A 25,531-nucleotide genomic window follows, 5' to 3' on the forward strand; every position below is an offset into this window, starting at 1 on the left:
AGTCCTATTCCGCTTCACGCAGCTTTACCTGACATCTTTCGCAGGTTGCCGATAACGGCATTCATCGCTCTGTCGAATAGAAGGCCTTCTTCCAGCGCTTTGATGCGTCCTTTGCGTAACTCATGCGCCAATTCGCCTCGGGTTTTCTCGACGACCTTCAAGCCTAAGCGATTAACGAATATGTAGGTATCGGAATCCTCAATTTTTGTGGACAGCTTGCATCTGAAGCGGGTTCCATTAACGAGTGAGAACTCAATCCAAGCTCCGCACTCCATTTCATCTATTTTGGTCAGATATTCCGCCAGCGCAGCGTCTTCGTACTCGCTCTGCCGTTCTACGGCTGTCTTTATAGCAGGGGTGAGTTTTTGCTCTATGACTGCTGCGACAGGAGCCGGTGGCTTAGGCGCATCGTTTTGCGCGCTGGTTATAGATTGTTGCTTGAAGGTTTCTGTCAGCGCCTTCTTCAGCTCTCCCAGCATGTGTTCAAGCTTGGCGGAGTTGTAGGATACTTCCTTCAAGCCGGCTTTGAGGTTTTTGAGTAACTGAGGAACCACCTTGACCCAGCGCTGTCTGGCTTCAACTTCGGCATGTGGTTGTAGGCACCATGTTAATTCGTCCACAACTTTGGTGCACTGATTCAGACGATGTTCCGTGTCCTCTTTTAAGTAAGCCAGGAACATGACGCGGCTCCATCCGCCACGGAGTAGTTCAACGGCTACTGGCGGGAGGGGTTGTGCGGCGATTTTCTCACTGAGAATCTGTTCCACAACCTGATGGGCCTTGTGGGACTTGACGCGGCCTATTTCCGCTTCTTTAGTTCGCTGCTCAACCAGTTTCGCCTTACGCTCTTCGCGACTCAAATATTGAGAGAACTCTTGATATATCTCTTCGAAGAGTTCACTTTCGCCGTTGAACTCTTCAAGGATGCGCTGAACGGCGCGATGAATTTGCTCGTAGAGCTTGTCGCGTTTTTTCTCTGATGCGTCACTCCAGCCTATACCTGCTTTCGCCAGAGCGTTTAGCAGCTTGCGGGCAGGGTGAGATGGTTTGCTGAAGAAACTTTTATCTCGGATCGCCACCTTTAGAATAGGAATTTGCAGGCGGCTAATCAGCACCTGAATCGGAGCCGACAGATTGTAATCATCAAGGATGAACTCGAAAAGCATGGAGACTAAATTGATGAGATCCTCATCTATTTGGTCAAGTGCTGTCGCCTTGCCTGACTTCTGGCTTTCTTCGCTGAGTAGCCCTTGTACGGCTGTGCGCAAATCTAAAGCTACGACCGGACCTTCCGCCAGATTTTCGGTGCGAACGCTGTGTTGCAAGCGAGAAAGAATTGACAGTAAATCTGCATCTGCAATGAACTGCACATTTCCGGGAGGTGGCGCTTGTCGCCCCCCGGCGCCTGTATTTGGATCGCCTTGTTGCTGTTCAGGGTTCGAGGCTGTATTTCTAAGTGCAGAAAGGAGTTCTTGCACTTGGCTGAAAACGTCGCCTGCGCCGTCATAACCGTTTGCGTCGCTTTGTGCTTCCAAAGGGCGTGCGGAAACGTCTGAAGTTGAGCGGGGAGTAACGCGGGACTTTTTCGCCGTGTATTTCAGGTTGGGCATAACCCCTGCCTGAATCATAATTTTGTTGGCTTCTTCAAGGCATTCGACCAAGTTGCCCATTACATAGCGGTCAAACTGCTTATAAACGATCAGCTTTTCCTTTATCTCAATATCAAGACCAATGCAGGCATCGGAAAATGCTTTGCAGATATGTTCTGGATCTAATGGGTTGACTGCGTTCTCTTCATTGGTTTCGCCATAAACACTGGATACGCGAGTCTGGAATTGCAACAGCGAGCCGGAGAAGTTAGCTCTTGCCTTGCTGATCATGCTGTTAATGGCGACAGACTCTTCCAGGGCGTCGTTTTGCACCAGGCTGAGCACATCTACATCAACATTGTCGGACAGTGACTCACTGGTCTTGTGTTGAGAAGGCGGCTGATTGAACAGGCGTGCGAGTTCCTGCTGGAAGTGGTTTTCTATCCCCTTCCGCTTTATCCGGATCTCACGCATAGCTTCGAAATAGCGGTTCTGCTCATTATTTGTATGAGCATGATTGGCTAGTTCAAAGAATGAATCATCAACACCATCGAACATGCTGTTGAGGAAGTTAAGGAGCATTGAGATGGAGTGATCGCGAATACGCGTAAGCAACTGCTCATCCGCGGGCTTCGGGTGAGCCTTCACGCGCTCGCGAATGTAACTTACACCGCTCCCCTTATTCATAAACTTCTCCTGTTGCACCCAAACGGGGCGTCAAAAACAAGCTGACAACAGATATTGTTATTTTTTTTGGGTATGAGTTTGGCGGTGAGTCGTTATAATAATTGCCGTCTATTTTACGGCTTTATATACAAAAATCTACCATAAGTTACTAAAACGGTCTTGCCATCCGAGGCGAGACTGCGTTGTCTCGTTTAAATCAAGGCGGTCATGTCCTAAAGCTGACCGCCTTGGCGCTAGTGTGAGTGAGTTCAGTTCGTGTAAACCGGACCAATACCTACGCTCCAGATTACAACACTGGTGGCGATCAATGCGACAAGCATAACCAAGCCGACGGTCAGGACGCTTGTGGCGAACATGAAGCCTCTTTCTTTCGGGATTTTCATTAAAATAGGTAAACCTTCGTAAAGAAGATATACAGAGTAAGATACTCCTACCAACCCGGCGAACATATTTACCCATATATTGGGATAAACGGCTATGGCTCCCATGATAAATAGTGGAGTCGCTGCATAGGCGGCCAACTCAATACCTCTGGGCGCATTTTTGTCTACGCCGTAAGTAATTGCCATGAAATCGATGAATTTGCCCAGAATATAGATTCCAGACAGCATCGACACGTAGAAAAGCGCGCACAGGTTAAAGGCGCTGATTTGCGTTAGTTTGACGGTTTCTTCGCTGCCAATGGTCCAGCCCACTTGCGTGGAGCCAATGTAGGCGGCGATGGATGGTATTAAGGCCAGTAACAGCGTGTGTTGTGCGTATAGTCGGCCAGTTGTGGCGCGCTCTTCGCGTATTGACAGCCATTCCTGATCGGGATGCGTAAAAAGACCTAACGTGTGGCCCAGGATCATATAGGAAGCCTCCTTCTTATTTTTATGGTCACTATTACTTCATAGTGTTCCGGCTATTTTTAGTCAAGAAGTAGCTTATATTTTGATCTTTTAAGCGGTTTTTTTTTATTCACTAACTGCATATGGAGGGGCGCCGGACGTTGATTTAAGTGAGATTCCGGCGCGTAATATTTTACTGCTGGGTGGTCTTTTTCTTTTTGCTGCCCTTTGGGGGGGCAAATGGGTCGTGGACAATGGCGGCTTTGACGACATTGTCTTTGACCTGTTTGATTTCCACGTTGTATCCATGCAGTTTCAGGCAGGTGGGGTTTTCTGGGATGGTTTCAAGCAGCTCCATAATTAATCCGTTGAGCGTTTTGGGGCCATCGGTGGGGAGTCTCCATCCCAGTATTTTGTTGATTGTGCGGATGGTTGCAAAGCCGTCAATCATGTAACGGTTGTCGTCCATTGGCGTAATGTCTGGACTGGTAGCGGCGATATCGGTGGTAAACTCGCCAACAATTTCTTCCAATATATCTTCCAGGGTGGCGATGCCTTGCACGTCGCCGTATTCATCTACAACAACTGCAATTCGTCGTTTTTCTTTCTGGAAGTTGAACAGCTGAGTGTTAAGCGGGGTGCCTTCTGGAATGAAGTAGGGCTCCCGGCAGCTCTGCATGATCATCGCCTTGTTTATCTCATCTTGAGTGAGAAACTTAGCGGCATTGCGAAGATGGAGAATGCCTATAATGTTGTTTATGTCACCCCGGTAGACGGGTAGTCGGGTGTGTTGGGTGGATCTTAATTGTTCGACAATCTCGTCAATGTCGTCCTCTATATCGATCCCCGTAATCTCATTTCGGGGGATCATGATGTCCTCTATGGTGACTTTCTCCAAATCCAGAATGCTAAGGAGCATTTGTCTATGTCGTTTTGGGATGCGGACGCCTGCCTCGTGAACCAGGGTGCGTAGTTCTTCGCGAGACAAGTGATCAGAACCGGCCTGATTCTCAGTGACCCCAAATAGACGCAATAGTGAGTTGGAGGCAAGGTTGACGCACCATACAAACGGGTAGAGAAGCTTCAATAAGGGGACTAGCGCTACTGAGGCGGGGAATGCTACTCGTTCTGGGTAGAGTGCGGCGAGAGTTTTGGGTGTAACCTCAGAAAAAACCAGGACCGTTATCGTCAGAGCCGTAGTGGCGATTGCAAGGCCGAGGTCTCCCCATAGGCGGGTGGCGATAAGGGTGGCGATTGCGGATGCAGATATGTTGACAAAATTATTGCCAATCAGAATGACCCCGATCAGCTGGTCTGGCCGCTGTAGTAAGGCATTGGCGCGTTTGGCGCCTTTGTGTCCGTTTTTGGCCATGTGCCTTAAACGGTAGCGGTTTAGAGTCATCATCCCTGTTTCCGATCCAGAAAAGAATCCAGAGAGAACTATTAGGATGATCAATACAACGAGTAAAAAAGTGGTGGATAAGTCGTTCAAGGGGAGCGTTAAACCATTTGTTGTGATTACGAAGTCATCATAGGAACGCGTAGGAGCGTGTCAAGATCAGATTTTGGGGTGAATGATAAACTCTAAGGCGATCTTGCTGCCCAGAAACCCTAAGGCTAGCAGTAAGCATCCGCCGATGGTTAATCTGGCTGCGAGCAGCCCTCTCCAACCCCACAAATTACGGCCAATTGCCAAGAGTGCAAAGATTAGCCAGGACAGGATTGAAAGCGCTGTCTTGTGGACTAAATGCTGTGCGAACAAATCTTCTACAAAGAAACTCCCAGTCCCTATCGCCAGAGTGAGAAGAATCAAGCCCGTCCAAATCATCTCAAATAAAATATCTTCGGTGGTTTGAAGAGGGGGGAGCGCTTTGACAAGCCGGCCGGTCATGTGGGATTTCAGTTGCCTGTTTTGGGCGTAGAGCAGTAAGGCTTGCAACCCGGCCAGGCTGAATACGGAATATGCAATGACCGACAAGGTGATATGAGCCATGAGTCCTACATGCCAAGGCTCCACCACCTGAGTGGGGCCTTTAAAGCTGACGGCGGCGATGACTGTTACAATCGCTATTGGATAAATTAGTAGCTTTAGGTTGTGTACGGGCTTGATATAGGCGAAGGATACAACCAGGGCGCTAAGAAACAGGCTGATTATCGAAATTATTTTGAAAAAGCCGAAGTCTGCTCCTAGAGATGTTGAGCTAAGCAGCCAAACGCTAACTGCATGCGCTGCGACAGCCAGAAAGCCAATAGCTCCTGCCAGGTGGGGGCGCTGAGGCGTTTTGCCTTCATAAACGGCGTATTGAAAGGCTGTGGCGATAGTGTAAAAAACAGTGGCGACTATGCTAAGGGTGACAACGCTCATTAAATGTCAGTCATGCCGGCTGGGGTACGTTAGCTGTTTTGGCCCTGCTGGTTGTTCTTTGTTTAAGGAAATGAAGCGTTTTGGCTTATCTGCGCTTGCACTGCAAGCACTGAAAGACGCCTAATAAACAAAGAGTTGGAAAATAGGTTTCGGCCGGGTCCATTTGTTAGATGAAGTATGCCGTAGGGTTGGATATAATCCAAGCCCTTTTACGACATACCTGATTATTAAGGGGAATGCTATATGTTTGATAGTCTGACGGAAAGGTTGTCCGACAGCCTAAAAAAGATTACCGGCCAGGCGAAACTAACTGAAGACAACATCAAGGACACTCTCAGGGAAGTTCGCATGGCTTTGCTGGAGGCGGATGTTGCTCTCCCTGTCGTAAAAGAGTTCGTAGATAGCGTAAAAGCCAAGGCTGTAGGTCAGGAAGTGATGCGCAGCCTCACGCCGGGGCAAGAGTTTATTCGCGTTGTGCAGAATGAGCTTATCGCCGTCATGGGGCGGGCGAATGAAGACTTGAATCTCAATTGTCAGCCGCCGGCTGTAATTTTGATGGCGGGCTTGCAGGGTGCTGGTAAAACGACTTCTGTGGGCAAATTGGCGCGCTTTTTAAAAGAGCGTCGCAAAAAGTCCGTCATGGTGGTGAGTGCGGACGTTTATCGTCCTGCCGCTATTAAGCAATTGGAAACCTTGGCTGGGGATGTCGGAGTTAATTTCTTCCCCAGTACTGCCGATCAGGATCCCGTGGATATCGCAAGCGCGGCGATTGCTGAGGCGCGCTTGCGCTTTAATGATGTGGTGATAGTGGATACTGCGGGGCGACTGCACATTGATGCGGATATGATGACCGAAATCAAGCGTCTGCATGCTGCTGTCAGCCCGATTGAGACTTTATTTGTCGTTGACGCTATGACTGGGCAGGATGCGGCGAATACCGCCAAAGCGTTTAATGATGCGCTGCCTTTGACTGGTGTGATTTTGACGAAGGCTGATGGCGACGCTCGTGGCGGTGCGGCTTTGTCTGTGCGTTCCATTACCGGCAAACCCATCAAGTTCATGGGTATGGGGGAGAAAGTTGAAGCCCTGGAGCCATTCCATCCTGATAGGGTGGCGTCAAGAATTCTCGGTATGGGGGATGTTCTCTCTCTTATAGAAGAGGCTGAGCGCAAGCTTGATAAGAAAAAGGCGGAGAAGCTCGCCAAGAAAGTTATTAAAGGGAAATCCTTCGACCTTGAAGATTTTCGTGACCAGCTGCAGCAGATGAAAAACATGGGCGGAATGGCTGGTATGTTGGATAAGTTGCCGGGGATGGGGCAGATCTCCCAGGTCGCGCAACAGCATATGAATGATAAAATGTTTGTGCATATGGAGGCGTTGATCAACTCAATGACTCCTCATGAAAGGCGGTTTCCCGATGTAATTAGCAATCCTCGCAAGCGCCGTATTGCCATGGGGTCTGGGTTGCAGATTCAGGATGTGAATCGTCTTCTTAAGCAGCATAAGCAAATGCAAAAGATGATGAAGAAGTTCAGTAAGAAAGGCGGCGTCATGAATATGATGCGGGGTATGGGAGGGATGATGCCTCCTGGGGGTGGAATGCCTCCCATGGGGCGTATGAGGTAGATCTGACGCTTAATTGTCAGAGGGTAAACAAAAAGGTTTTCAATGCTTGAATTATTGCGTAGAATATGCGCCCTTTCAGGTGTTGAGCCAACAACATTGGTTTTTTTACAACAGGATTCAAGCTGAGATGGTTACAATTCGACTAGCGCGTGGCGGTTCAAAAAAACGTCCTTTTTATCACCTTAATGTGACTGATAGCAGAAACGCCCGTGACGGCCGTTTCATTGAGCGTGTAGGTTTCTTCAATCCCACTGCGCGCGGTAACGACGAACGTATCCGTGTAGATGCAGAGCGTCTGCAGTTCTGGGTTGAGCGTGGAGCTCAGATGTCTGATCGCGTTCGCGATTTGGTGAAGGCCAGCGCTTAAGCTGGTTGGTGAAACACGCCGATGAGTGAGAAAGTTTGCATAGGCAAGATCGTCGGTGTGTATGGCGTGAAAGGCTGGTTGAAGGTTCGCTCTTTCACCTCGCCGCCGGAGAATATGCTTCGGTACGCTAATTGGGAATTGGTTCGCGAAGATGGAAATCGCTCAAGTGCAAAGCTTCGTTCCGGTAAGCCTCAGGGCAAAGGAATCGTCATTGCGCTTGCTGGCGTAGATGATCGAAATCTGGCAAAGAGCTATGTTGGCTGTCAGATTGAGATTGAATCGTCAGAACTTCCTGCTTTGGAAGAGGGTGAGTATTACTGGCGTCAATTGGAAGGGCTCACAGTCTTTACCTCTGAAGGGGTGAATATCGGACGGGTGAGCCATTTGATTGAAACCGGCGCTAATGATGTGCTCGTCGTTATAGGATCTGCGGAAAGCATTGATAAGCGAGAGCGGCTAATTCCTTATCTGCCAGGTCAGTTCATAGAGAACATTGATCTGGATAAGAATTTAATGGTTGTTGATTGGGATCCGGATTTCTGAAGTGTGGTTTGGCGTCATAACCTTATTTCCGGAAATGCTGAAGTCGGTTACGGACTTTGGCGTGGTTGGCAAGGCTATCAAGCAAAGCTCGATAGAAGTTTGCACTTGGAATCCCAGAGATTACGCAACCGATAACTATCGCACGGTAGATGATAGGCCGTATGGCGGTGGTCCTGGAATGTTGATGAAGGTGGGGCCTCTGGAAGCTGCGTTAAATGCGGCGAAATCTGTGGCTCCTGCAGGAAGTAAAGTTGTCTATCTGTCTCCTCAAGGGAGGCGTCTAGATCAAGCTTTGGCTCGCTCTGCTTTAAGTGTTCCAGGATTAATTCTTCTGTGTGGTCGTTACGAAGGGATTGATGAAAGATTAATTGAGGATGAAGTTGACGAAGAGTGGTCTTTGGGTGACTTCGTTCTCAGTGGTGGCGAAATCGCCGCTATGGCTATTATCGATAGTGTTTCTCGGCTTGCTCCAGGAGTGCTCGGTCACAATGAGTCTGCTGAGCAGGACTCTTTCGAGAATAGCTTGTTGGATTGTCCTCATTACACTAGGCCGGAAATATACCGTGACAAGCGGGTTCCGGAGGTCTTGTTAAGTGGCAATCATGAAAAAATTAGGCGTTGGAGGTTGGAGCAGTCTTTGCTTAGAACACTTCAGCGCAGACCCGATTTGCTCGAGCAGCGTGAGCTATCCGAAGAAGAGGCTCAAATCATACAAGAGTTGCGGCGCGGGCAGTTGATATCAGAAACGTAGGATTACTTCGGATTAGTTAGGAGCGAGCCATGAGCAGCAAAAACACAATCATTAGCCAGCTTGAAGCTGAGCAAATGAGTAAAGAAATCCCAGAGTTTGCTCCGGGTGATACGGTAACGGTAAGTGTGAAGGTGGTAGAAGGCTCTCGTGAGCGTCTGCAGGCTTTCGAAGGTGTTGTGATCGCAAAAAGAAACCGTGGTCTGAACTCTTCTTTTACTGTTCGTAAAGTTTCATATGGCGTTGGTGTGGAGAGAACCTTCCAGACTCACAGTCGTCTGGTTGACAGCATAAATGTTAAGCGTCGTGGTGACGTTCGCAAGGCCAAGCTGTATCACCTTCGTGACCTTAGCGGTAAGGCTGCTCGTATCAAAGAAAAGTTGGATTAATTCCGGCTTTGATCCTTTCGGAAAAGGGCGGTCAGTTGACCGCCCTTTTTTGTTTGTGCTCAAGTTGGTGGCTTGATAGTTGAAGATGGCGAGAGTTATGAGTTTTTCGCGGGAATGTCAGGACGTCATAGATAGGTTTATAGAAATGCTATGGCTGGAGCAGGGGTTGTCCGAAAATACTAGGATGTCTTATCGCTGCGACCTTCTTCGTCTGGCGGAATGGTTGATGGGGAGGGGGCGAACGCTTGTTGACGCTTCTCGTGAGGATTTGTTTTCCTTTTTGGCTGTCCGTATGCAAAAAGGCGCTAAGGGCGCTTCTTCTGCTCGTATGTTGTCGACGTTGCGAAAATTCTACCGGTATTTACTAAGAGAGGGGGTTGTACAGGAAGATCCAACGTTAAGGATTGAGCATCCTAAAGTAGGGCGATTGTTGCCGGGCGCTATTTCTGAGATGGAAGTGGAACAGTTGCTGGCGGAACCGGATGCGTCGCAGCCTATTGAAGCCCGCGATAAAGTGATGTTGGAAGTGTTGTACGCCAGTGGGTTGCGGGTGTCTGAGTTGGTTAGCCTTAGGCTTTATCAGGTCAATTTGAGGCAGGGAGTGCTGCGTGTTGTCGGAAAAGGGGGTAAAGAGAGATTGACTCCTCTGGGTGAGCAAGCGGTGGAGCAATTAGAGGCTTATATCAAAGGCGTTCGTCCTCAATTGTTGGCGGGACGAGAAGATGGCGTCCTTTTTCCCAGTATGCGTGGTAGTGAAATGACGAGGCAGACCTTTTGGCATCGTATCAAGCTGTACGCGTCGCGCAGCGGGATTTCTAAGAATATAACGCCGCATACGCTTCGTCATGCTTTCGCTACGCACTTGCTGAACCATGGCGCGGACTTGCGCGTGGTGCAATTGCTTCTTGGGCATAGTGATTTGTCTACTACCCAAATATATACCCATGTAGCCAAAGCGCGGCTGCAGCAACTGCATTCAAGGCATCATCCTCGCTCCTGATATTCTGCACATCGGTTCATTGGAGCCATGGCGGAAAAGAGTTAGGTTAAATCTATTTCACGTTACACAATTGACCTAGTTTTGGTAGGAACATTTGTGTAATTTTGGGTCCTAACTATATATTCAAGAACGGATGAAGGTATATTCATGCACGTAATGCGCCCTTTTGTACTGGTATTAATGGCACTGTCGGTCGCTTTTGGAGCGCGCGCCGATGAGCAGCAAGAGCAAGCCGTTAAGGTGATTAAGCAGCGGTTGGCTGAGGCTGTGCCAGGGCTGAAAATTCTTAAGGTTAGCCCAAGCCCAATACCTGGGGTGTATGAGGTGGAATCCAATAACCCACAACTGCTTTATACCAGTGCTGATGGGCAGTATTTTGTGGCGGGCGATATTTATCAGGTGAGCGAGGGGCGGATTACTAATCTGGCGGAACGTCGCCGCGAAGAAACGCGCGCAGAGCTGGTGAACTCGATTGACGAGTCCAAGATGATCGTGTTCAAGCCAGAGGTGGTAAAGACCTCCATAACGATATTTACAGACGTGGATTGTGGGTACTGCCGTAAGCTTCATAAAGAAGTCCCTCGCTTGAATGAGCTGGGCGTTCAGGTTAATTACTTGGCGTATCCGCGTGCAGGCGTAGGCTCTGGAAGCTATCAGAAGATGGTTTCTGTCTGGTGTGCGGATGATCAGCAGGCGGCTATGACCGAGGCGAAGTTGGGCAAAACGCCCTCATCCAAGGACTGCAAAAATCCTGTCGCAGACCAATATAATCTTGGCAATCAGATTGGTATTAGTGGAACGCCGGCCATCGTGCTGCACGACGGTCGTTTGATTCCAGGATACGTTCCAGCTGACTCTCTCGCCAAAGGGCTGGGGTTGGAAGTTAAATAACTTGCATGATTGGTTGGCGGAAGAGAGCGGCGCTCTTCCGCTAGCAACGAAAGTTTTTTTCTTCTCTTCTTATGTCGCATTCCCTTTCAATATTGTTGCACCTTTGGGCTCCGCCGGGCGACAGCCCCTCTTTCTGGCATGCCCTGTATTCCATGCTTAGTTCATAATTGCTCAGCTCAGTAAAAGGTGTGCCGCCATCGCATCCAGTAAGAAGTAATGGAAATATTGAAAGGGCGTTTACTAAGTAAACTTGAGCTGCTTTTCTGGTTTTATCAGTCATTACTGTTTCCATAATGCCTGTCGACGCCAAAAGGGAATACTTAACAGGTTAGCCTTTGTTTTTTGTCTGCGCCATCTTCCAGGATTGAGGCGTGTTGGAGACCTTTTCTCTTCTCGTTAAATAAGCGTCGCGCTACGTTGACACATTTCTGGGTGCGGGGTATTGTGGCCTGTTCCCAATACTGTACTTATCTTAATCTTCGCCCTCTGGCCGTTCAGGAGATCGCAATGGAATTCCCGCGCATCAGTCGCTTGCCGCCCTATGTTTTTAACATCGTTGGGGAGCTCAAGCAGCAGGCGCGAGCGAGGGGGGAGGATATTATCGATTTTGGTATGGGCAATCCTGATCAGCCTACTCCCAAACATATTGTCGATAAACTGACTGAAACTGTGCAGCGGGATGATACGCATCGTTATTCCCAGTCCAAAGGAATTCCCAGACTGAGAAGGGCTATCGCCCGCTGGTATAAAAATCGCTTTGACGTGGATTTGGATCCAGAGAAAGAAGCAATAGTCACCATTGGCTCCAAAGAGGGGTTGGCTCATCTGGCTTTGGCGACAATGGGGCCAGGGGATGCTGTGCTGGTGCCGAACCCTAGCTATCCTATTCACCCTTACGGGTTTGTCATTGCCGGCGCCGATATCCGGCATATTCCACTGGGCGAGGACACAGGCGCCTTTTTCACTGAATTGGAAAAGGCGATACTTGATTCATGGCCTCGCCCCAAGATGCTGGTATTGAATTTTCCCGGCAACCCGACTGCTCAATGTGTTGAGTTGGACTTTTTTGAAAAAGTCATTGCCATCGCACGAGAGCATAAGATCTGGGTTGTGCAGGATATCGCTTACGCGGATATCGTATTTGATGGTTATAAGGCTCCTTCGATACTGCAAGTTCCCGGTGCGAAGGAAGTGGCTGTTGAATTTTTCTCACTCTCTAAAAGCTATAATATGCCCGGCTGGCGCGTTGGCTTCTGTTGCGGCAATGCGGAACTGATTGCTGCTTTGGCTCGCATTAAGTCCTACTTGGATTACGGTACTTTTACCCCGATTCAGGTGGCTGCGATTGCTGCATTGGAGGGCGATCAGTCTTGTGTGGAAGAAATTCGAGCGATGTACCAATCCCGCCGTGACGTATTATGCCGTGGTTTAGATAGTATTGGTTGGGATGTAACTCCGCCTAAAGCAACGATGTTCGTTTGGGCGAAAATTCCTGAACATTATCGTCAAATGGGGTCGCTGGAGTTTTCTAAAAAGCTGTTACTGGAGGCGAAGGTAGCGGTGTCTCCTGGTCTGGGCTTCGGGCATTATGGCGATGAGTATGTGCGGTTCGCGCTGATTGAAAACGAACATCGTACGCGACAGGCGATTCGAGGTATTAAAGCGATGTTTCGTAAAGATGGTTTGATACAGGATTAAGACACTCTTAAATGCGCCATAGTGAGCGCGTAATGTTGTGGAGACGTGGTAGATGAAAATAGCTATTTGTGGATTGGGCACTGTAGGTAGTGGAACTTTTAACGTGCTGGCGCGTAATGGCTTCGATATTGCTGCGCGTGCGGGGATGGCTATTGAAGTAATCCGTGTCGCTTCCCGTCGGATGAACCCCGCCTGTGAGCTGGGTTCAACGCAGTTTACCACTGATATCTTCGCTGTAGCTTCTGACCCTGAAGTTGAGGTCGTTGTTGAGCTGCTTGGCGGCACGACAATCGCGAAAGAGTTGATCCTCAAAGCGATAGAGAACGGCAAACATGTGGTTACCGCCAACAAGGCGTTAATCGCAGAACATGGCGGTGAAATTTTTGAACTGGCGGCGCGCAAGGGCGTTACAGTGGCGTTTGAGGCGGCTGTAGCCGGCGGCGTACCTGTGATTAAGGCGCTACGTGAAGGCCTTGCGGCGAATCGCATTAATTGGCTGGCTGGAATAATTAACGGCACTGGCAATTTCATTTTGACGGAAATGCGCGATAAAGGTCGCGCGTTTGAGGATGTGCTGAAAGAGGCGCAAGCCTTGGGATACGCTGAAGCAGATCCGACGTTTGATGTGGAAGGCATAGATGCTGCGCATAAATTGACTATTTTGGCGTCCGTCGCTTTCGGTATTCCGTTGCAATTCAAGCGTGCCTACACGGAAGGCATAAGTGCTATTGCGCCGGAAGATGTTCAGTATGCGGAAGAGTTCGGATACCGCATCAAGCACCTGGGTATAGCGAGACGTCTGGAGCACGGCGTCGAACTGCGTGTGCATCCTACGTTGGTGCCAGAAACTCAGTTGATCGCAAAAGTCGATGGCGTTATGAACGCTGTGATGGTCGACGGGGACGCTGTGGGCCCAACTTTGTACTACGGCGCTGGCGCTGGCGCTGAGGCTACAGCGTCTGCGGTAGTTGCAGACTTGGTGGATATCGCCAGGGCGTTGCGTCAAGGCGTGGCGGTTGGCGTTCCTTCTCTGGGGCATAACCCTGAGCACCTCAATGACCTTGAGGTGGTTCCAGTGGAAGATGTGGTGAGCGCTTATTACCTGCGTATCCTTGTGCAGGACCACCCTGGGGTGCTAGCCAATGTCGCTCAAATTCTGAGTGAGCACAGCATCAATATCGAGTCAATTGTGCAGAAGGAAAGTGAACAGCATGATGGGTTGATCCCCATGATCATGCTGACTCATCGGGTGCACGAAAAGAATATGAACCATGCTTTGGCGGTGATAGAAGCGCTCCCTGATGTGGTTGGTAAGGTGACGCGAATTCGCGTGGAATCATTTAGTTGAATAAATTCGGAAAGCCATGCAGGCGCAAGGCTTTCCGTTAACGGTATAGATAGAGAGCGCAGTGCGGCAAGTGGCGCTGGGCTAATGGCAAAGGGTTTTAAATCGTGAAGTATGTAAGCACCAGAGGCAAAGCGCCTGCGCTTAACTTTGAAGAAGTTCTGTTGACCGGGTTGGCCTCGGATGGCGGCCTGTACGTACCTGAGTTTTTACCTCACTTCACCCCTGAGGAGATTGCCTCTTGGGCTGGGCTGAGTTACCCGGAGCTGGCGGTCAAGGTCATGTATCCATTCGTGGAAGACTCTCTGTCTATCGAAGAGTTCTCCGCTATCGTTAATGATGCATATTCAGAGTTCGCTCACTCCGCTGTGGCGCCGCTGAAGCAGATTTCGGCGAATGAGTGGGTGATGGAGCTTTTTCATGGTCCCACTCTGGCGTTCAAAGATTACGCGTTGCAACTGCTGGGACGTCTGGTTGACCATTTTCTTGAAAAGCGTGGCCAGAAAGTGGCGATTTTGGGAGCGACTTCTGGTGATACTGGGTCTGCGGCGATTGAAGGATGCCGTCATTCCAAACACGTCGATATTTTCATTCTGCATCCGCATGGCCGTGTCTCTGAAGTTCAGCGTAGGCAGATGACGACGATTACAGGCGATAATGTCCATAATCTGGCGGTCGAAGGCAACTTTGATGACTGTCAGCGGATGGTGAAGGCGAGCTTTGGCGATCAGGCGTTTCTGGATGGTCGTCCTCTGGTAGCGGTGAACTCGATCAACTGGGCGCGGATCATGGCGCAGATCGTGTACTATTTCCATGCCGGGCTGAGTGTCGGAGCGCCTCATCGCAGCGTTGCATTCTCTGTGCCCACGGGGAATTTTGGCGATATCTTTGCGGGTTATCTGGCGCGCAATATGGGCTTGCCGGTGAGCCAGTTGGTGATCGCGACCAATCGCAATGATGTGCTGCATCGTTTTATGAGCAATAACCAGTACAACCTGCAGCCGCTCCAGCATACGCTATCTCCAAGCATGGATATTGTCGTGTCCAGCAACTTTGAACGCCTTTTGTTTGATCTACATGGTCGCAATGGCTCTTTGCTGGCGGAGCTTATGGAGAAGATGAACAAAGAGGACGTTGCAATCGAGGAGTATCGCTGGCGTCATGCCAGAGAGTTGTTCGACTCCTACGCTGTGGATGACGAATCTACTTTGGCTAGCATCGATCAGATTTATGCCGAAACGGAAGAGATTGTAGACCCGCATACAGCGATCGGCGTCAAAGCCGCGCGCGCCTGTCGTCGAGACAAGAAGGCGCCAATGGTGATTCTGGCTACCGCGCACGCTGCGAAATTCCCCGAAGCCGTGGCTAAAGCTGGCGTAGAGGAAGAGCCGAAGCTACCTGCTCATATGGCGGACCTGTTTGAAAGAGAGGAGCGCTTTACTGTGTTGCCGAATGATTTGCAGGCGATTCAGCGCTTTGTGCAGGATCAGCTTAAGAAATAACCTTCATAGATAGATTGTGGCGGGGCGGCATTTGCTTGGTCCCCGCCATGCGTCACTCTCTTAATTAAGCCAATCAACAGACTGGATAGCCGGTGAGCGAGCTCTCCCAAACCATACCGAAAAAGCGCATTGAACGCCGGGATGTTCCCGCTGGACTCCTTAATCAGGCAGGGCTTCCTCCGTTATTGCAGCGGATCTATGCCGCCAGAGGCGTCGTCAGTGGCGACGAGCTGGAGTATTCATTAAGTCATTTGCTGCAACTGGATAGTCTGGCTGGAGCGCAAAGCGCCGCGGTTATTCTGGCGGAAGCATTGCAGCGTAATCAGCGCATTATTTTTGTGGGCGACTTTGACGCTGACGGCGCCACCAGCACGGCATTGGGCGTTCTGGCGTTGCGTATGTTCGGCGCCGCCTACGTGGACTACATTGTTCCCAACCGGTTTGAATTCGGCTATGGCCTTTCTCCTGAGATTGTGGACGTTGCGTTGTCTCGCAAGCCTGATGTGCTGATTACGGTGGATAATGGCATCGCCAGCATTGATGGCGTTAAGGCCGCCAAGCGGGCGGGGCTGCAAGTCATTGTTACCGACCATCACTTGGCCGGCGCGGAGTTGCCGGAAGCTGATGCGATTGTGAATCCCAATCAACCTGGTTGCGACTTTCCCAGTAAGTCTATCGCAGGGGTGGGGGTTATTTTCTATGTGATGTTGGCGTTGCGGCAGACGCTGCGCGACAAGGGGTGGTTCGCCGCTACCGGCATGATAGAGCCAAATCTGGCTAATTTGTTGGATTTGGTGGCGCTGGGGACCGTCGCCGATGTGGTCTCGCTGGACGCTAATAACCGGATACTGGTAGAGCAGGGGCTTCGACGTATCCGCGTCAAGCGCTGTCGTCCCGGCATTAATGCGCTACTGCAGGTGGCGGGGCGTAATCAGGAAAAACTGGGCGCTTCTGATCTGGGATTTTCTATCGCCCCAAGGCTTAATGCGGCGGGACGTCTGGAAGATATGACTGTGGGGATTGAGCTGTTGCTGACGGAAGATCCCGCCAAGGCTTTGATGATTGCTCAAGAGCTTGATGGATTAAATCAGGCGCGCAAAGAAATTGAACGTGATATGCAAGCCCAGGCGCTGTCTATTCTGGATCGCATGAACTGGACTTACGACAACCCGCCGGCGGCTGTTTGTCTTTATGATGAAAGCTGGCATCAGGGGGTAGTGGGGATTCTTGCATCACGCATTAAGGACCGTCTGCACCGCCCTGTCATTGCTTTTGCGCCAGGGGATAATGGCGAACTGAAAGGCTCGGCCCGATCAATACCAGGTTTGCACATTCGCGATGCGTTGGATGCGGTCGCCACCAGGCGCAGCGGGCTGTTGTCCAAGTTCGGCGGTCACGCCATGGCGGCGGGATTATCTCTGCGACCAGAAAATTTCACTGCTTTTTCGGAAGCGTTTCAAGAGGTTGTTGCGGCTGCTGTGAGTGTAGACGACCTGCAGGCCAAACTTTTGACGGATGGCGAGCTGTCTCCCGAAGAGCTTTGCATGAATATGGCGATCGCCTTGAAAAATGCGGGCCCATGGGGGCAATCCTTCCCAGAACCGTTGTTCGACGGCCAGTTCCGTATCGCCAGTTGTCGAATTGTCGGTGAGCGCCATCTCAAGATGGCGCTGGCGGATAGCCGGTCCGGAAATTGCTACGACGCTATCTGCTTCAATATCGATCCCGCGACGCCGTTTAGTGAATGGGATCGGGTAAAGGTGGTTTTCAGGCTCGACATAAATGAGTTTCGCGGACATAGCAATCTGCAATTGCTTATCGAGTACCTTGAGCCTTGTAATTAGGCATGTCGATCGTCTTTTCCTAGGTGTAACTCACTGTTCAGTTTGTTTACAATAGCGGGCTTTCTTTACGGTCGGCGGATGATCCGTCGCCGTTTCAACTGTTTTTTTTGAGGCCCCGACGATTATGTTAGAAGTGAATCCAATAGTTAATACCATCAAGGACTTGCGCTCCCGCGTAGAATCTTTGCGGAGGTATCTTTGACTACGACGTCAAGAAAGAGCGTCTGGTTGAAGTAGAAAGGGAGCTCGAAGATCCCGGCGTCTGGAATAATCCAGAACGTGCGCAAGGTCTTGGCAAAGAGCGTTCCTCCCTTGAGGTGGTGGTGAAAACCGTCGATGACGTGACCGGCGGATTGACGGATTGTTCCGACCTGCTGGATATGGCGGTGGAAGAGCAGGACGCGGATGCTGTCACTGAAGTGGAAACTGAATTGGAATCAATCCGCGCACAGGTGGAGACCCTGGAGTTCCGTCGGATGTTTGCGGGAGAAATGGATCCCAATAACGCCTACTTGGATATCCAGGCGGGTTCCGGCGGCACCGAAGCGCAGGATTGGGCGAGTATATTGCTGCGTATGTATCTGCGTTGGGGCGAGCGTCGTGGATTCAAAACTGACTTGATCGAGGAATCTCCCGGTGAAGTAGCCGGCATTAAAAGCGCCACGATTCATTTCCAGGGTGAATACGCTTATGGGTGGCTGCGCACGGAAACGGGCGTACACCGGCTGGTGCGGAAGTCTCCGTTTGACTCCGGCAACCGTCGTCATACTTCTTTTGCGTCCGTGTTTGTTTCCCCGGAAGTGGATGACGATATCGAAATCGATATCAATCCCGCCGATTTGCGCATAGACGTTTATCGCGCATCAGGCGCCGGCGGTCAGCACGTTAACCGGACCGAATCCGCCGTACGTATCACGCACATGCCCTCCGGCATCGTGACGCAGTGCCAGAACGATCGTTCTCAGCACAAAAACAAAGATCAGGCGATGAAGCAGCTGAAAGCGAAGCTGTATGAGCTTGAAATACAAAAGCGCAATGCTGAAGCGCAACAGCTGGAAGATAGTAAGTCCGATATCGGTTGGGGCAGCCAGATTCGATCTTACGTATTGGACCAGTCGCGTATCAAAGATTTGCGTACTTCAATAGAAAACTCCAATTGTCAGGCGGTGCTTGACGGCGATATTGATGAGTTTATCGAGGCGAGTTTGAAGCAGGGCCTGTAATCAGGCCCTTCGCTTATGTCTCGACCCGTAATTTTTGCCAATTGATTGATAAATAGTGGATTAAGCAAACCATGACAGAGAACCAAAATCCTGCAATAGATGAAAACAAACTGATCGCTGAGCGCCGGGGCAAGCTGGGTAAGTTGCGGGAAAAGGGGCTGGCGTTTCCAAATGATTTTCGTCGCGACAGCTACTGTGCAGACCTGCAGGCTCGTTATGGTGATAAAAGCAAGGAAGAGCTGGAGGAAGCTAGCGTGCGCGCCAAGGTGTCTGGCCGCATCATGGCGATGCGTGGACCTTTTGTCGTCATACAGGACATGACGGGCCGCATTCAGCTGTACATAGATCGTAAAGGCTTGCCGCCGGAACAGCTGGAAAACGTCAAACTGTGGGATTTGGGCGATATCGTCGCAGCGGAAGGCGCTCTGCACAAATCAGATAAGGGCGATCTGTACGTCAATATGGAAAACCCGCGTTTGATGGTGAAAGCGCTACGTCCTTTGCCGGACAAACATAAAGGTCTGACCAACACGGAGATGCGCTATCGCCAACGCTATCTGGACCTGATCACCAATGAAGAAGCGCGGGAAACCTTCCGTATTCGCTCCAAAGTGATTGAAAGCATACGTTACTTCCTGACCAAGCGTGACTTTATTGAGGCGGAGACGCCGATGCTGCAGGTGATTCCTGGCGGCGCCACGGCGCGTCCTTTTGTGACTTATCACAATGCCCTGGATATTGAGATGTTCCTGCGTATAGCGCCGGAGCTTTATCTCAAGCGTTTGGTAGTGGGCGGTTTTGAGCGGGTGTTTGAAATTAACCGCAACTTCCGCAATGAAGGCTTGTCCACCCGTCATAATCCTGAATTCACCATGATTGAATTCTACCAGGCGTTTGCCGATTACAAAGACCTGATGAATCTGACCGAGGAAATGCTGCGCTGGGTGGCTCAGGAAGCGCTAGGGACAACGGAAGTGCGCAACACATCCAAGAATACGGATGGCGATGTAGTCGATGAAATCATCTATGACTTCGGTAAACCTTTCATACGCATGACGGTCGTAGAGTCGATTTTACACTTCAACCCCGAGCTCACGCTGGGAGATATTGACAATATGGACGGCGCTAAAAAGGTGGCGACTGGTCTGGGTATTCCTCTCAAAGCATCCTGGGGCTTGGGCAAGATTCAAATCGAAATCTTTGAAAAGACAGTTGAACATCGCTTGATGCAGCCGACCTTTATTACTGAGTACCCGACGGAAGTGTCGCCGTTGGCGCGTCGCAATGACGATAATCCTTTCGTTACTGACCGGTTTGAGTTTTTCGTGGGCGGCAGAGAGATCGCCAACGGATTCTCGGAGTTGAACGACCCGGAAGATCAGGCTGAGCGCTTCCGTAAGCAAGTGGCGGAGAAAGAGGCGGGTGATGATGAGGCGATGTTCTTCGATGAGGATTACATAACTGCATTAGAGCACGGCATGCCGCCGACCGCGGGTGAGGGAATTGGCATCGACCGATTAGTGATGCTGCTGACCGATTCGCCCTCAATCCGAGACGTTATATTGTTTCCTCACATGCGTCCGTTAGCGGACTGATCGTTCTGTCGCATTGAACGGATAGAGAAAAGGAGATTGCAGATGCAAAGCTGCGCAGAGGTGTTGTTTGGGGCTTTGGCCCCAGACACCCGCTGGAAGGACGCCCTGAAAGAAGAGTTCTCCAAGCCTTACATGGTGCAATTGGAGCAGTTTCTTGGGGCGCAAGATGGGCAGGGCAAGGTCATATATCCCAGCCTGGATAACTGCTTCAACGCTCTCAACTCGACGCCTTTTGAGAATGTGTCGGTAGTCATACTGGGGCAAGACCCCTATCACGGTCCGGGTCAGGCGCATGGACTTAGCTTTTCCGTGTTGCCGGGTATTGCGCCGCCGCCATCATTGGTGAATATCTTTAAGGAAATCAACAATGAGCTCGGTTTAGGCGTGCCTGAGCATGGATGTCTGGCTTATTGGGCGCAACAAGGCGTTTTGTTGTTGAACAGTGTGCTGACCGTGGAGCAAAGTAAGGCCGCCTCGCATCAGGGCAAAGGGTGGGAGCAATTCACTGACAGGGTGATACAGCTTATTAACAGTGAACGGGAGAATGTGGTGTTTTTGCTATGGGGCAGTTACGCCCAGCGCAAAGGCGCTTTTATCGACCGGCAGCGTCATTGTGTGCTGGAGAGTGTTCACCCGTCGCCTCTATCAGCACATCGCGGTTTTATGGGGTGTGGTCATTTCGCCAGCGCGAACGATTATCTGCGAGCCCATCAAAAGAAACCCATCGACTGGCGTCTACCTCCGAAGGATCGACTGGATGAGAAAGGGCAACTGATAAAGAAAACGCCAGCTTCCGTCGAGTGAGGCCGACCGGCGGACCCAGGTCCGCCGTGTTTTTATGGGAATCAGGAAGGCGAGAGTAGCGCCATCGCCGCTTCCATTTCCGCGCTTAAATCCTCTGCTTCGTTCATGTCTATTTCTGGATCGAGACCGAGTCGGTTAAATGCCGATATCTGCCCCCAATCCATCTCTGTGTAAGGATGCTTGCTGCCTATCAGGCTTTGCAATTTGGCCACCATCACCACGTCCGCGTAATCGACGCTGGGCGCTTCCCGATGGAAGTTACTGAACTCTGTGGGCACGATTTGGAGTTCTGCGGGGAAGTCCCATTTTTTGAGGATGTACTCTCCAATCGTGGGCTGCAGGGTTTCGATCAGTTTGTCGAGGGTTTCGTTGTCGACATGAATGTCGTGATGCTCTATGTACGTCAATACGGGGAGGGCGCCAATCTGATGCACTAGCCCCGCCAGGGTCGCTTGGTCGGGTTTCAACTTGGTGTAATGCTGCGCGAGCACGTGGCAAATGCCGGCCACTTCCGTGCTGTTGCGCCAGATTTCCCGCATGCGTTGGTCTACCTGCTCCGAGGTGGCCTGGAACATTTGCTCCATCGCCAGCCCTGTCGCGAGGTTTGCGGTATATGCCATGCCGAGGCGGCCAATCGCCATTGTCAGGTTCGATATTTCACGGCTCCCGCGTAATAGCGGGCTGTTGCATACGCGTATAATGCGGGCCGTCATAGCGGTGTCATTGCTGATGACTTTTGCAAGGTCCTGAACGGAGGAGTCAGGACTTTCCGCCACCTCTCGAACCTGTAGAGCGACCTCAGGAAGGGTGGGCAGCACCAGTTTATCGGAATCTATTGCCTGAAGTATGTCTGCTTTGATTTTCTCTTCTAATTCTGCCATTTGCATATCCGTGAATAGGTTGGCTGCATTGGATGCGGGCCCGCTGAGAAGCGCTTCGGCCTCTTTCAAGGTCCAATTTAAGTTATAGCAGAATTTTGGCGGGATGCTTGCCGGCGGCGCATAGAAACGCGCCGCTAAGGAGTAGGATTATGTCAGAGCTTTTTCTTTGTGTTGCTAACTTCTTCAATGGCGTAGGGAAGCTCAAGTACTTGCAGTGCGGTAGTTGGAGACTCCTCCAGACGCAGGACTTTGCCGTCGGCGGCTGACTTGTCCAGTACGGCGAGAGTTTGTCCTTGGGCGCTGCGCACGACTGAACCAATACGAGCGCCTGTTTCGTCGATAATTGCTGAGCCGGGGGCGGGGGTTATTGTTTCAGAAGAGAGCAAGAACATGCGCTTCTTTAGCGTGCCGAGGTACTGCATGCGGGCGACGATTTCTTGTCCCGTATAGCAGCCCTTTTTGAAGCTGATGGCGCCGAGCGCCTGCAGATTCAGCATTTGCGGGATAAACTCATCCAGGGTTTGCGGGTAAACCTCTCCCAATCCTGAAAGCACTTCCAGGCGCTCCCAGTCCTCGACGGCGCCGGCGGCGCATTGATTATCCAGATCCGGCAGTAGCTTTGACGCCTGGGCGCTATCTAGCCAGCATTCCATCCGGGAGAGGTTGCCTGGAGGGCGAATAAGCAGCAGGCCATCGCTGGTCTGGCAGGAGTCTGCTGATGTAGGAACTGCGGAAGAGAGGGAAGGCAGCGAATCCAGATCTCCACTTAATCCTATTACGCCCCAATCCTCCAGTAACGTGACGGTGCACTTATAAAACACCTTGTACTTATTAAGGTGAGCGAGAAAACTTTGCGCCACCTCTACGGGAAGTCTCAACAAATAGCAGTCTGGCTTGGCTTGCGCTATGCGGAATAATGCGACCATGCGGCCTTTGGGAGTGCAGCAGGCGGCCAGTGATGAATGACTGATGGTGATTTCCTGAATGTCGCAGGTAAATTGCCCCTGCATGAATTTGACGGCGTCGGGCCCTTTTATTTCCAGTAAGGCGACATTGGTCAGTCTGTGGAGATGCAAGGCGCCGTCACTCTCCTGGGGCGCCAGAGTGTTTGCTGGTTTGGCGAAGGCGTTCCAAAAGGACGTCATATAAATGGATCTCCCTTAATTCCTGGCGAAGCGTAAACAAACTCGAAAACGACGAAATGCATCCGGATCGCAATTGTCCCGGACGAGAAACACCAAGTCCCGCCAGCCTGTGCGGCAGACCAGCAGAGTGATAATGGGGGTGACGCAAGTGTCTCCGTGCAGGCGTGTCTCCAGCTCGCGTTGATTGCGTTTGAACAGCCTTACTTTCACGTCTTCATCGCTGTTTTTTTCATAGCGGATTTTTATCACACTTGTCGGCCAGGCTAACAGAGCATACTGGCCGACGGTGAAGACAAAATGAGCGCCTAACAGGGCGCTCAAAGAAAGCTTTAGCCAGCTCGGCATCGTCAGAGCCAACAGCACTGCGCCAATCAGGCCGAAAAAGACGGTAAAGAAGAGCGTCAATTGTAGCGATGGCCGCAGCTCAATCGTAGCTTGGTTGAACACGGTCTAAGATGATTTTAACGATGCGCGCCAGATCAGGATCTTCCGGCGTGGACTTTTGCATAAACCACTGGAACATATCTGTATCTTCACACTCTAAGAGCATACGGTAGCGCGCTTTGTCTTCGTCAGGGAGTTCAGGGTAGGCTTCCTTGAGAAAGGGAACCAGCAGTACGTCCAGCTCCAGCATTCCGCGTCGGCTGTGCCAGAATAAACGCTTGTATTCTACATCTTCAGTCATTTGCGCCTCTGTATGTTGCCCGGGGGCCGTCGTTCTGGCTGCATGATAACGGTCCCAGGCTTTCGCCGCCACCCATGGCGGCGTGAAACCTTATCAGAACGCCCTGTCATCGCTCACCAGGGTTCAGCGGGAAAGTTAACGGGGGTTAAAATCGTGTTTTCCGGCGTTTTGAGCGGGTGAGGGTAATCTAGAGTGTAATGCAGGCCGCGGCTTTCTTTGCGCTGAATCGCCGAGCAGATAATCAGGTCTGCGACCGTCACCAGATTACGCAGTTCAAGCAGGTCATTGGATACCTTGTAGTTGCTGTAATACTCGCGGATTTCCTGATGCAATAAGTCTACGCGATGCTTGGCGCGTTGCAGGCGTTTGTTGGTTCGCACGATGCCGACATAGTCCCACATGAAGCGGCGCAGCTCGTCCCAGTTATGTGAGATCACAACGTCTTCGTCAGAATCTGTTACCTGACTTTCGTCCCAGGAAGGAGCGGGCGGCGGCGCAGGCGTGTGTGCGATACGGCTGACGATGTCCTCGGCGCAGGATTTCCCAAACACCAGACACTCCAGCAAGGAGTTGCTGGCCATGCGGTTGGCTCCGTGGAGTCCGGTAAAGGCGGTTTCACCTACGGCGTAAAGAGAGTTCAGGTCCGTGCGGCCGGCGCTGTCGGTAACCACTCCTCCACAGGTGTAGTGGGCGGCGGGAACCACGGGAATAGGTTCTTTAGTGATATCAATGCCGTAAGACAGGCAGCGTTGATGCACTGTGGGGAAGTGCCCGAGGATGAAATCTTTGTCTTTATGGCTGATGTCCAGGTACAGGCAGTCTGCGCCGAGACGCTTCATTTCGTGGTCGATGGCGCGGGCGACGACATCACGTGGGGCGAGTTCTTCGCGCTCGTCAAACTGAGCCATGAAGCGCTTGCCGTTGGGCAGTAAAAGCTTGCCGCCCTCGCCGCGAACAGCCTCTGTTATCAGAAAGGATTTCGCCTGGGGGTGATAAAGGCAAGTCGGGTGAAATTGATTGAACTCCATGTTGCCCATGCGACAGCCTGCGCGCCAGGCCATCGCGATGCCGTCGCCTGTCGCCACGTCAGGATTGCTGGTATAGAGATAGACTTTGCTGGCGCCGCCCGTGGCGAGCACCACAAATTTGGCGCGGAACAACTCCACATGACTGGTTTTCTTGTTCAGCACATAGGCGCCGACACAGCGGTTTCCGGGAAGAAACAATTTGCTATGGGTGATCAGGTCGATGCCGACGCGGTCTTCGAATATTTCAATATTGGCTTTTTCACGGGCGCGATCGGCCAGTGAGCCTGATACTGCACGGCCGGTGGCGTCTGCGGCGTGAACAATTCGGCGATGGCTATGTCCGCCTTCCTTGGTAAGGTGGTATTTCTGTGTGGATTCTTCGGATTCTTCCGTATCGAACTGCACCCCCTGGGAAATGAGCCATTCTATCGCCTCACGGCCATGCTCAACGGTGAAGCGCACGCTATCTTTGTCGCATAGCCCGGCGCCCGCCACCAGGGTGTCCTGCAGGTGGGATTCAGTACTGTCGTCATCGTCCAGCACCGCTGCGATGCCGCCCTGCGCCCAAAGTGTGGAACCGCTTTTGAGTTCTGTCTTGGACAATACCGCCACTCTTAAATCGGCAGGAAGATTCAGGGCGACGGTAAGGCCAGCGGCGCCGCTGCCGATAATGAGAACATCGTGTTCGAAGCTTAAACTCATAGCCTTTGCGTGACTCCAGCAATCAGGAAAAAACAGCCAGGAAA

General features: G+C 51.2%; 24 protein-coding genes. 14 read left to right on the forward strand and 10 right to left on the reverse strand.

Annotation, left to right across the window (positions count from 1 at the left end; translation table 11 throughout):
- Window positions 1-14 precede the first annotated feature (14 nt).
- The 4 genes from HCH_RS08000 to HCH_RS08015 all read right to left on the reverse strand — a co-directional run bounded on the left by HCH_RS08000 (window position 15) and on the right by HCH_RS08015 (window position 5,471).
- Window positions 15-2,276 carry a DUF1631 domain-containing protein gene (locus HCH_RS08000; protein ID WP_011395683.1) on the reverse strand — a complete coding sequence of 754 codons (2,262 nt, stop codon included), beginning with the start codon at window positions 2,274-2,276 and terminating at the stop codon, window positions 15-17.
- A gap of 248 nt (window positions 2,277-2,524) precedes the next feature.
- A complete protein-coding gene (locus tag HCH_RS08005) occupies window positions 2,525-3,127 on the reverse strand; it encodes a Yip1 family protein (RefSeq protein ID WP_011395684.1) in 603 nt (200 codons plus the stop codon).
- Between the two features lie 172 nt (window positions 3,128-3,299).
- Window positions 3,300-4,598: an HlyC/CorC family transporter gene (locus HCH_RS08010; RefSeq protein WP_041598501.1), complete on the reverse strand. Its 1,299-nt coding sequence runs from the start codon at window positions 4,596-4,598 to the stop codon at window positions 3,300-3,302.
- A 66-nt stretch (window positions 4,599-4,664) separates the two neighbouring features.
- A complete protein-coding gene (locus tag HCH_RS08015; protein WP_011395686.1) occupies window positions 4,665-5,471 on the reverse strand; it encodes a cytochrome C assembly family protein in 807 nt (268 codons plus the stop codon).
- A gap of 243 nt (window positions 5,472-5,714) precedes the next feature.
- On the opposite strand from HCH_RS08015, the gene ffh reads away from it, so the two are divergent.
- The 7 genes from ffh (at window position 5,715) to HCH_RS08050 (ending at window position 11,035) form a co-directional block, all read left to right on the forward strand.
- Window positions 5,715-7,097 (forward strand): signal recognition particle protein, encoded by a 1,383-nt coding sequence (gene ffh / locus HCH_RS08020; RefSeq protein WP_011395687.1) that lies wholly within the window; start codon window positions 5,715-5,717, stop codon window positions 7,095-7,097.
- Window positions 7,098-7,224: 127 nt separating this feature from the next.
- Window positions 7,225-7,464, forward strand: a complete 240-nt coding sequence (gene rpsP / locus HCH_RS08025; RefSeq protein WP_041598502.1) for a 30S ribosomal protein S16 — start codon at window positions 7,225-7,227, stop codon at window positions 7,462-7,464.
- Window positions 7,465-7,485: 21 nt separating this feature from the next.
- Complete coding sequence (gene rimM, locus HCH_RS08030) at window positions 7,486-8,007, forward strand: ribosome maturation factor RimM (RefSeq protein WP_011395689.1); 522 nt, start codon at window positions 7,486-7,488, stop codon at window positions 8,005-8,007.
- Complete coding sequence (trmD, locus tag HCH_RS08035; RefSeq protein ID WP_011395690.1) at window positions 7,982-8,758, forward strand: tRNA (guanosine(37)-N1)-methyltransferase TrmD; 777 nt, start codon at window positions 7,982-7,984, stop codon at window positions 8,756-8,758. Before rimM ends, trmD begins: the two co-directional genes overlap by 26 nt.
- 29 nt (window positions 8,759-8,787) lie before the next feature.
- Window positions 8,788-9,144 (forward strand): 50S ribosomal protein L19, encoded by a 357-nt coding sequence (gene rplS / locus HCH_RS08040; RefSeq protein WP_011395691.1) that lies wholly within the window; start codon window positions 8,788-8,790, stop codon window positions 9,142-9,144.
- 97 nt (window positions 9,145-9,241) lie between these two features.
- Window positions 9,242-10,144 carry a site-specific tyrosine recombinase XerD gene (xerD, locus tag HCH_RS08045; RefSeq protein ID WP_041598504.1) on the forward strand — a complete coding sequence of 301 codons (903 nt, stop codon included), beginning with the start codon at window positions 9,242-9,244 and terminating at the stop codon, window positions 10,142-10,144.
- 147 nt (window positions 10,145-10,291) lie between these two features.
- Complete coding sequence (locus HCH_RS08050) at window positions 10,292-11,035, forward strand: DsbC family protein (protein ID WP_011395693.1); 744 nt, start codon at window positions 10,292-10,294, stop codon at window positions 11,033-11,035.
- A 40-nt stretch (window positions 11,036-11,075) separates the two neighbouring features.
- On the opposite strand, the gene HCH_RS33615 is transcribed toward HCH_RS08050, so the two are convergent.
- Window positions 11,076-11,315, reverse strand: coding sequence for a hypothetical protein (locus tag HCH_RS33615; protein ID WP_148212519.1), 240 nt, complete (start codon window positions 11,313-11,315; stop codon window positions 11,076-11,078).
- 227 nt (window positions 11,316-11,542) lie between these two features.
- On the opposite strand from HCH_RS33615, the gene alaC reads away from it, so the two are divergent.
- From alaC to ung, 7 genes are all read left to right on the forward strand, one after another.
- Window positions 11,543-12,733, forward strand: coding sequence for an alanine transaminase (gene alaC, locus HCH_RS08055; RefSeq protein WP_011395694.1), 1,191 nt, complete (start codon window positions 11,543-11,545; stop codon window positions 12,731-12,733).
- Between the two features lie 52 nt (window positions 12,734-12,785).
- Entirely contained in the window at window positions 12,786-14,081 is a 1,296-nt protein-coding gene (locus HCH_RS08060) for a homoserine dehydrogenase (protein ID WP_011395695.1), read from the forward strand.
- Between the two features lie 104 nt (window positions 14,082-14,185).
- The gene (gene thrC, locus HCH_RS08065; RefSeq protein WP_011395696.1) at window positions 14,186-15,580 is read left to right on the forward strand and encodes a threonine synthase; all 1,395 of its coding nucleotides are present in this window, start codon (window positions 14,186-14,188) and stop codon (window positions 15,578-15,580) included.
- A 92-nt stretch (window positions 15,581-15,672) separates the two neighbouring features.
- Complete coding sequence (gene recJ / locus HCH_RS08070; RefSeq protein WP_238384978.1) at window positions 15,673-17,424, forward strand: single-stranded-DNA-specific exonuclease RecJ; 1,752 nt, start codon at window positions 15,673-15,675, stop codon at window positions 17,422-17,424.
- Between the two features lie 124 nt (window positions 17,425-17,548).
- A protein-coding gene (gene prfB / locus HCH_RS08075; protein WP_148212520.1) for a peptide chain release factor 2 occupies window positions 17,549-18,647 on the forward strand; the annotation gives its coding sequence in 2 pieces (ribosomal slippage) (window positions 17,549-17,623 and window positions 17,625-18,647; 1,098 coding nt in all).
- Between the two features lie 71 nt (window positions 18,648-18,718).
- Window positions 18,719-20,242, forward strand: coding sequence for a lysine--tRNA ligase (gene lysS, locus HCH_RS08080; protein ID WP_011395699.1), 1,524 nt, complete (start codon window positions 18,719-18,721; stop codon window positions 20,240-20,242).
- Between the two features lie 42 nt (window positions 20,243-20,284).
- A complete protein-coding gene (gene ung, locus HCH_RS08085) occupies window positions 20,285-21,046 on the forward strand; it encodes a uracil-DNA glycosylase (protein ID WP_011395700.1) in 762 nt (253 codons plus the stop codon).
- Window positions 21,047-21,087: 41 nt separating this feature from the next.
- Here the strand turns inward: ung and HCH_RS08090 are convergent, their stop codons facing one another.
- The 5 genes from HCH_RS08090 to nadB all read right to left on the reverse strand — a co-directional run bounded on the left by HCH_RS08090 (window position 21,088) and on the right by nadB (window position 25,487).
- Window positions 21,088-21,927 (reverse strand): HDOD domain-containing protein, encoded by an 840-nt coding sequence (locus tag HCH_RS08090; protein ID WP_041598505.1) that lies wholly within the window; start codon window positions 21,925-21,927, stop codon window positions 21,088-21,090.
- A 152-nt stretch (window positions 21,928-22,079) separates the two neighbouring features.
- Window positions 22,080-23,072: a YgfZ/GcvT domain-containing protein gene (locus HCH_RS08095; protein WP_011395702.1), complete on the reverse strand. Its 993-nt coding sequence runs from the start codon at window positions 23,070-23,072 to the stop codon at window positions 22,080-22,082.
- Window positions 23,073-23,087: 15 nt separating this feature from the next.
- Window positions 23,088-23,519: a protein YgfX gene (locus HCH_RS08100; protein WP_011395703.1), complete on the reverse strand. Its 432-nt coding sequence runs from the start codon at window positions 23,517-23,519 to the stop codon at window positions 23,088-23,090.
- Entirely contained in the window at window positions 23,497-23,757 is a 261-nt protein-coding gene (locus HCH_RS08105) for a succinate dehydrogenase assembly factor 2 (protein WP_011395704.1), read from the reverse strand. Before HCH_RS08105 ends, HCH_RS08100 begins: the two co-directional genes overlap by 23 nt.
- Before the next feature lie 113 nt (window positions 23,758-23,870).
- A complete protein-coding gene (gene nadB / locus HCH_RS08110; protein WP_011395705.1) occupies window positions 23,871-25,487 on the reverse strand; it encodes an L-aspartate oxidase in 1,617 nt (538 codons plus the stop codon).
- Between the last annotated feature and the right edge of the window lie 44 nt (window positions 25,488-25,531).

Source organism: Hahella chejuensis KCTC 2396 (assembly GCF_000012985.1).
Lineage (GTDB): Bacteria > Pseudomonadota > Gammaproteobacteria > Pseudomonadales > Oleiphilaceae > Hahella > Hahella chejuensis.

Coding starts and splice junctions, on each gene's coding strand:
- HCH_RS08090 (WP_041598505.1), bottom strand. CDS start 21,927: ATGGCAGAATTAGAAGAGAAAATCAAAGCAGACATACTTCAGGCAATA.
- rpsP (WP_041598502.1), top strand. CDS start 7,225: ATGGTTACAATTCGACTAGCGCGTGGCGGTTCAAAAAAACGTCCTTTT.
- xerD (WP_041598504.1), top strand. CDS start 9,242: ATGAGTTTTTCGCGGGAATGTCAGGACGTCATAGATAGGTTTATAGAA.
- nadB (WP_011395705.1), bottom strand. CDS start 25,487: ATGAGTTTAAGCTTCGAACACGATGTTCTCATTATCGGCAGCGGCGCC.
- HCH_RS33615 (WP_148212519.1), bottom strand. CDS start 11,315: ATGACTGATAAAACCAGAAAAGCAGCTCAAGTTTACTTAGTAAACGCC.
- HCH_RS08050 (WP_011395693.1), top strand. CDS start 10,292: ATGCACGTAATGCGCCCTTTTGTACTGGTATTAATGGCACTGTCGGTC.
- ung (WP_011395700.1), top strand. CDS start 20,285: ATGCAAAGCTGCGCAGAGGTGTTGTTTGGGGCTTTGGCCCCAGACACC.
- HCH_RS08005 (WP_011395684.1), bottom strand. CDS start 3,127: ATGATCCTGGGCCACACGTTAGGTCTTTTTACGCATCCCGATCAGGAA.
- HCH_RS08095 (WP_011395702.1), bottom strand. CDS start 23,072: ATGACGTCCTTTTGGAACGCCTTCGCCAAACCAGCAAACACTCTGGCG.
- rplS (WP_011395691.1), top strand. CDS start 8,788: ATGAGCAGCAAAAACACAATCATTAGCCAGCTTGAAGCTGAGCAAATG.
- rimM (WP_011395689.1), top strand. CDS start 7,486: ATGAGTGAGAAAGTTTGCATAGGCAAGATCGTCGGTGTGTATGGCGTG.
- HCH_RS08015 (WP_011395686.1), bottom strand. CDS start 5,471: ATGAGCGTTGTCACCCTTAGCATAGTCGCCACTGTTTTTTACACTATC.
- HCH_RS08060 (WP_011395695.1), top strand. CDS start 12,786: ATGAAAATAGCTATTTGTGGATTGGGCACTGTAGGTAGTGGAACTTTT.
- alaC (WP_011395694.1), top strand. CDS start 11,543: ATGGAATTCCCGCGCATCAGTCGCTTGCCGCCCTATGTTTTTAACATC.
- lysS (WP_011395699.1), top strand. CDS start 18,719: ATGACAGAGAACCAAAATCCTGCAATAGATGAAAACAAACTGATCGCT.
- HCH_RS08000 (WP_011395683.1), bottom strand. CDS start 2,276: ATGAATAAGGGGAGCGGTGTAAGTTACATTCGCGAGCGCGTGAAGGCT.
- HCH_RS08105 (WP_011395704.1), bottom strand. CDS start 23,757: ATGACTGAAGATGTAGAATACAAGCGTTTATTCTGGCACAGCCGACGC.
- ffh (WP_011395687.1), top strand. CDS start 5,715: ATGTTTGATAGTCTGACGGAAAGGTTGTCCGACAGCCTAAAAAAGATT.